Raw genomic sequence first — 6717 nt, forward strand, 5'->3', positions numbered from 1 at the left:
GCCGATCGCGGGCTCGCCCGCGCACCGCGAGGATGCCCCGCGAACCGGTCGGCCCCCGAGGATGCCCCGCGGACGCGGGTCGGCCCGAGGATGCCCCGCCGGGTCAGCCCACGAGCACCGCGCGCATCGCCTCGGCGAGCGCCGTCAGGTCCGCCGTGTGCGCGAGCTCGCGCGCCGAGTGCATCGACAGCAGCGGGACGCCCACGTCGACCGTGCGGATCCCGAGGCGGGTCGCCGCGATCGGGCCGATCGTCGATCCGCACGGGATCCGGTTGTTCGACACGAACGCCTGCACGCCCACGCCCGCGCGCGCGCACGCCTCGGCCCAGAGCGCCGACCCGACCGCGTCCGACGCGTACCGCTGGTTGGCATTCAGCTTCAGCAGCGGCCCGCCGCCGAGCACCGGCCGGTGCACGGGGTCGTGCTTGTCGGGGTAGTTCGGGTGCACGCCGTGCCCGGCGTCGGCCGACACGAGGACCGAGCCCGCGAACGCGCGGCGTCGGTCGACCTCGTCGGCGCCGCGGCCGGCGGCGATGCGCGCGAGCACGTCCTCGAGGAACGGCCCCTCGGCGCCCGACCGCGAGCCCGAGCCGATCTCCTCGTGGTCGAACGCGGCGAGGATGCTCGCGTGCGGGGCATCCGACGGCGCCGCCAGGAGCGCGACGAGCCCCGCGAACACCGAGGAGAGGTTGTCCATGCGCCCCGCGGCGAAGAACACGTCGTCGCGGCCGAATCGCGCGGGCGCGGCCGTGTCGGCCGTCAGGAGGTCGTGCCCCGCGATCGAGCCGCGGTCGACACCCGCGAGGTCGGCGAGGAGGTCGAGCAGGTCCTCCGCCGCGCCCGCTCCCCAGATGGGCTGCATGTGGGTCTGCTTGTCGAGCGTGAGTCCGGCCGAGGACACCTCTCGGTCGAGGTGGATCGCGAGCTGCGGGATCCGAAGCAGCGGTCCCGTGCGCACGAGCCGCTCCTCGCCCGCGGTCGTGACCACGCGGCCCGCGAGCTCGAGCTCACGATCGAGCCACGAGTTGAGCAGCGGCCCGCCGTACACCTCGACGGCGGCCTGCAGCAGGCCCGCGGCCGTCGTCGACGGGTTCGGCTTCAGCTTGAACCCGGGTGAGTCGGTGTGCGCGCCGAGGATCCGGAACGGCGTCAACGGCCCGGCGCCGTCGGGTTCGACCCACGCGATGACGGCGCCGTCGCGGATCACGTACCGGCGCCCGGGGCCTTCCGGCCACGCGTCCGCCTCGTCGAGTCGATCGAAGCCCGCCTCGTCGAGCCGGCGGCCGACCTCGGCCGCCGCGTGGAACGAGGACGGGCTCGCCTGCAGGAAGGCGGCGAAGTCGGCGAGGTGGGCGTCGGTCGCGAGCGTCGGCATGCCTCAATCCAACACCAGCTAGGCGAAGCGGATGACCGCCTGCAGCCGGGACCGGACCTCCATGACCTCGGTGCCGCCGAGGTGCGCCGAGCCCGGCAGCCCCTCGCGCACGGCACTCGCGAGGCGCGACGCGCGCACGAGCGCGACGACCGCGCCGCGGACGGTCCCGCCGAGCTGCAACGGCTCGGCCGCGTGCTCGTCGGGCACGACGATCAGGAGCGCCGTCGGCCGGACCCGCGCCTGGCGCGCGATCGCCTTGGCGCGCGCGGCGAGCGCCCGCACCGGCCGCTCGCCGTCGAGCGAGCCGGCGGCGGCGTCCTGGCCGCCGTACGGCAGGCCGCCGACGATCTCGCCGCGACGCAGGTGCACGGGCCCGCCCCAGTCCTCCGACTGGATCGCGAACAGCCCGGACGGCCCGAGCACGAGGTGGTCGAGCTTCGGCGGCAGGCCCGGGCCGCCGGCATCCGTGGCGATGTCGTGCCAGACCGTGTACGCGATCCCGAGGGTCGCGAGGGCGCGCGCGCTCTGCTCCTCGACGAGCGCGTCGGCGAGGATGTGGCGGATGTCCCGCGGCGCGCCGCGCACGAGCGCGGGGTCGTACGGGTCGGCGAGCGTCACGCCGCGCCCGGCCCATTCGCGGATGTGGTCGAGGTACCGCTGCCGCGAGAATCCGCCGGGATGGCCGTAGGTCCGCGCGAGCGGCCGCGAGTCGCGGCGGGCTCCGGGGGGCGGGGGCGCCCAGGTCTCCCGGGTCGGCGCCGCCGTGGTCCGGCCGCGATCGAATGCGGCGCGCGCCTCGGGCGTGCCGACGAGTTCCCAGGCCCGCTGGACCGCGTGGAACGCGGCGGGGTCGCCGCCGGTGTCGGGGTGGGCGGTCCGAAGGGCCCGTCGGTAGGCGGCCTTGAGGGCGGACGCGTCGGCGTCGGCGGGCACGCCGAGGACCTCGTACGGGGACGCGGAGAGCGGACTGTCGGCCATGGATTCGCTTCGACTCGCTTTCGATCTGCGACCACGAGGATACCGGCGCCGCCGGGGCGTGCGCCGAACGTCCGCCGTGCGCCCGCCCCGGTTCCCGCCGGTCGAGCCCGCGCACGCCCGCCGCAGCGGGCCGCGCCGGATCAGCCCGCCGCGGCGGGCCGGAGGAGGCCGTCGTGCACGAGCGCACGGACCTCGCCCGCGAGCTCGGCCCAGAGCGCCGCCGGATCCGCGTCGAGCAGGTCGGCGATCGCATCGGACAGCACGCCCGCGGGCAGCGTCCCGTCCGCGGCGCCGACGAGCGCGGCGAGCGCGGTGCCCGCGTCGATCACGCGCCCGAAGCCGCCGCCCTGGCGCAGCAGGATCGCGGTCGGCTGCTCCTGGCCCGGCCAGTGGTGCCGCTCCTCGGTGACGTCGGGCGCCACCTCGAGCGCGAGCCCGCGGAGCGCGTCGTCGTCGAGCGCGTCGACGAGGTCGGATGCCTCGAGCACGGCGTCGAGGTGCATCCCGAGCCCACCCGGGTTCTCGCCGGATGCCCCGTGCCGGCGCTCGGCCCGGGCCGGCGTCGCCGGGAACCCCGAGGCGGGCCGGCGGAGCAGCACGTAGCCGAAGCCGATCGCGGTCACGCCGCGCGCGGCGAAGTCGTCGAGCCAGGCGTCGTGGAGCGCCTCGAACGCGGGCGTCCCCTGGCGGGTCCCACCGTCGCGGATCCAGGTCTCGGCGTACTCGCTCGGATCGAGCTGTTCGCGTTCGACGATCCAGTACTCGAGCCCGCTCGCGACGGCCCATCCGGCGACGCGGTCGAGGCCGTCGACGGGATCCTCGCCCGGCCGCGCCCGGTACTCCCAGTTCGCGAGGAACTGGGCGATCCCGCCCGCCTCGAGGTGCTCGGCAGCACCCCGGACGACGGCCTCGACGATCCCGTCGCCCACGAGCCCGCCGTCGCGGTACTCGTAGCTCGGGACGCCGTCCACGCGCGGGGTGATGACGAACGGCGGGTTCGAAACGATCCGGTCGAACCGTTCGCCGCGGACCGGCTCGTACAGGCTGCCCGCGCGGAACTCGATGTCGTCGATCCGGTTGAGGAGCGCCGTGAACCGCGCGATCGCGAGCGCTCGGGCGGACAGGTCGGTCGCCACGACGCGGTCGCTGAACCGAGCGGCGTGCAGCGCCTGGATCCCGCTTCCGGTGCCGAGATCGAGCGTGCGTCGGGCGGGACGCTGGAGGAGCAGTCGGCTGAGCGTCGTGGATGCCCCGCCGACGCCGAGCACGTGGTCCTCGGGCAGCTCGCCGCCGAGCGCGAGCTCGCCGGGGTCGGACGCGATCCACCACTGTCCCTCGCCGTGCGCGTCGGCGAATGCGTAGGGGCGCAGGTCCAGGAGCGGGCGCACGCGCCCGTCGGCGTCGGATGCCCCGAGCCCGAGCTGCTCGGCGCCCGCGACGCCGAGCGCCGGCAGCGCGCCCGCGAGGTCGTCCGCGGAGACGGGCAGTCCGAGCAGGAGGAAGCCGACGAGCGTGGCGAGCGTCCGATCCGGCGCTGCTGCCTTCGCGAGTGCACGCGCGGCGGGCACGCGATGTCCACGGGCGAGCGCGGCGCCCGGGTGCGTCCCGGCCGCTGCCACGCCTCGGTCCCAGAACGCCTCGATCGCCTCCACGTCGAAGCGCGCGGCCTCGAGGTCGGCCCGCAGCCGGTCGACGAGGGCGACGGTGTCGGCGTCCGGAACGTCCGTCCGGAATCGGTCCGCCAGCCGTTCGCGGCCGGGGCGGGGGTGGGATTCCTCGGACATGGTCCTCCTCGGTCGATCCGTCCCATTCAACCAGCGCGGGCCCGGTGCGCCGACCGTCCACCCGCTCGTCACACTGGCGTCACGTGCCGAGACGGGGCGTAACCGCCGTGTCACATGGTTCACGTACGGTGTCCTAGCATCGAACGAGGGGGGAGGTCGCCATGCCGGAGTCGACGACGCTGGAGCGCCTGAGACAGGACGCGCGAGATGAGCTCGCGGCCCTGATCGAGCTGCGCTGCCGACTCGGGGAGGACCCGTGGGTCTTCCTGCCCGACCTTCCGTCGGTCGACGAGCAGGTCGTGGCGACGCTCCGCGAGGACCGGCTGCAGGAGCCCGAGTGGCGGATGGCACGGGCGCGGGCGTATCACCCGGCGGCCCCGCGCGACGCCGCCGAGCGGTTCGAGTTCGACCTCCTCCGGGCGATCGCGCTCGACCACCCCGACCTCAGCGCGGCCGCCTGGTCGCTGATGGATCGCCTGCCGCCGACCTGGTGACCCCGCCGCCCAGCACGTGCCCCACCCCGACTCCGGGTGGATGACCTCGGAACCCGGTGCGATCAGGATGCCCCGAGCAGGCGGAGCGCCTCGGCGTCGTCGACCGGGAGCGCGCACACGAACCGCTCGCAGCGATAGGCACGGCCGGCCGGGCCCGATCCGCGGCCCTCGAACAGCTCGAACCCGGCTGCGGCGAACGCCGACGCCTGCGCGTCGGTGAGCACGACCGACACCGAGGCGGCCTGGCGCCGGGTCTCCGCGGCGAGTTCCTCGGCGATGCGCGGGCGCCGGTCGTCCCGAGCCCGGTCCCTCCGGCGACGCCGGTCCGCGCCCGTGACCTGACCCGGTTCCGCAGCAGGGTCCGGCACGACCGTGACGAGCTGGATGAGCGGGCGGTCGAGCGCCGACATGAGTGCGAGCGATCCGCCGAACGCGATCGGGCGCGCCAGCGCGGCCGCCGCGACCTGCTCCATCGCGCGCGTCGCGGCGTCGAGGTAGCGGTCCCCGGCCCCCAGCGCATGGAGCCGTCTGGCCGCCTCCGCGGTCGCGGTGATGCCCGACGGCGCGGCGCCCTCGGCCGGGTCGGCGGGGAGGCCGAGCCCGCGTGCGCCGAGCACCGGGTCCACGCCGTCGGGCGCGGCGAAGACCGGGCCGCCGCGCGAGGATGCCCCGGCCCCGGGCCCGTCCGGCGAGCCGCCGCCGACGCCGGCGGCGGCCAGCGCCCGGTCGACGAGTCGGCGCGCCGCGACCGCGTACCGGACCTCGCCCGTCGCGATCGCGACCTCGAGCAACCCGCCGGCGAACATGCCCGAATCCTCGAGCGCGGCGACCGACGTGGACGCGACGCCGTCGCGCGATGCCCGCACGAGCCGGCCGTCGTCCCGCACGTGGTTCGCCAGGAGCCAGTCGGCCGTCTCCTGCGCGGCCTCGACCACTGCCTCGTCGCCGAGCGAGATCCCCGCGCACGCGAGCGCGCCGATCGCGAGGCCGTTCCACCCCGTGAGCACCTTCTCGTCGAGTGCGGGCGGAACCAGGCCCGCTCGCTCCGCGGCCTCCCGGTGGTAGTAGCCGCCCTCGTCGCGGACGCCGTCGATGACGCTCTCGGAGTCCTGCGCGCTCGCGAACCCGCCGCTCGGCAGCCGCATCGTCTCGAGCAGGAACCGCACGAGCTCCCGGACCAGCGCCTCGAGCCGCGGCGCGTCCTCGTCGCCGGCCGCGCGGGCCGCGTGGAGCAGGCTCACGCCGACGTCGAGGAGGAGCGCGTTGTCCGACAGCATGCGCTCGTAGTGCGGATCGCTCCAGTCGGCCCGCGTCGCGTAGCGGAAGAACCCGCCGTCCACCGGGTCGCGCAGCGGCGACGCGCCCATCCGCAGCAGGGTCCGCGCCGCGAGCGAGCGGTGCGTGCCGCCGCGCTCGGCGAGGAACGCGAGCACCGGTGCGACCGGAAACTTCGGCGCGCCGCCGAAGCCGCCGTGCACCGGGTCCTCGTCGTGCGCGAGCTCGACCGCCGCGCGGTCGAGGACCTCGCTCACCGGCAGCGCCGAGATCGGGCCGAATCCGGATGCCTCCGCGAGCGCCGCCGCGACCGCGGTCGCGGTCCCGTCGAGGTCGCTGCGCCGCACGCGCCACGCCTCCTCGACCGCGAGGAGCACGTCGCGGAACGAGGGCATGCCCCCGACGGCGCGCGGCGGGAAGTACGTGCCCGCGTAGAACGCACGCCCGCGCGGATCGGCGAGGACGGTCAGCGGCCAGCCGAGCTGTCTCGTGAAGGCGCTCGCGGCCGCGAGGTACGTCGCGTCGACGTCGGGGTGCTCTTCGCGGTCGACCTTGATCGCCACGAACCCGGCGCGCAGGATCTCGGCGATCGCCGGGTCGCTGAAGCTCTCCCTGGCCATCACGTGGCACCAGTGGCAGGTCGCGTACCCGATCGAGATGAGCACCGGGATGTCCCGCGCCTCCGCCTCGGCGAATGCCGCCTCGCCCCACGGATACCAGTCCACCGGGTTGGCGGCGTGCGCCTGCAGGTAGGGGCTCACGGCGTCGCCCAATCGGTTCGCCATCGGCCCAGCCTAGTGACGGCTCGGCC

5 protein-coding genes are annotated in these 6717 nt (G+C 75.8%); 1 reads left to right on the forward strand and 4 read right to left on the reverse strand.

The features are described from left to right. Positions 1–103: 103 nt before the first annotated feature. From ACDF64_RS18150 to ACDF64_RS18160, 3 genes are all read right to left on the reverse strand, one after another. Positions 104–1375: a M18 family aminopeptidase gene (locus ACDF64_RS18150; RefSeq protein WP_394552743.1), complete on the reverse strand. Its 1272-nt coding sequence runs from the start codon at positions 1373–1375 to the stop codon at positions 104–106. 18 nt (positions 1376–1393) lie between these two features. Then, entirely contained in the window at positions 1394–2353 is a 960-nt protein-coding gene (locus ACDF64_RS18155; RefSeq protein WP_394552744.1) for a J domain-containing protein, read from the reverse strand. Positions 2354–2493: 140 nt separating this feature from the next. Beyond that, entirely contained in the window at positions 2494–4137 is a 1644-nt protein-coding gene (locus ACDF64_RS18160) for a methyltransferase (protein WP_394552745.1), read from the reverse strand. A 161-nt stretch (positions 4138–4298) separates the two neighbouring features. On the opposite strand from ACDF64_RS18160, the gene ACDF64_RS18165 reads away from it, so the two are divergent. Next, complete coding sequence (locus ACDF64_RS18165; protein WP_394552746.1) at positions 4299–4631, forward strand: hypothetical protein; 333 nt, start codon at positions 4299–4301, stop codon at positions 4629–4631. 62 nt (positions 4632–4693) lie between these two features. Here the strand turns inward: ACDF64_RS18165 and ACDF64_RS18170 are convergent, their stop codons facing one another. Further along, the gene (locus tag ACDF64_RS18170; protein WP_394552747.1) at positions 4694–6691 is read right to left on the reverse strand and encodes a thioredoxin domain-containing protein; all 1998 of its coding nucleotides are present in this window, start codon (positions 6689–6691) and stop codon (positions 4694–4696) included. Positions 6692–6717: the final 26 nt, after the last annotated feature.

Source organism: Agromyces sp. MMS24-JH15 (assembly GCF_043518605.1).
Lineage (GTDB): Bacteria > Actinomycetota > Actinomycetes > Actinomycetales > Microbacteriaceae > Agromyces.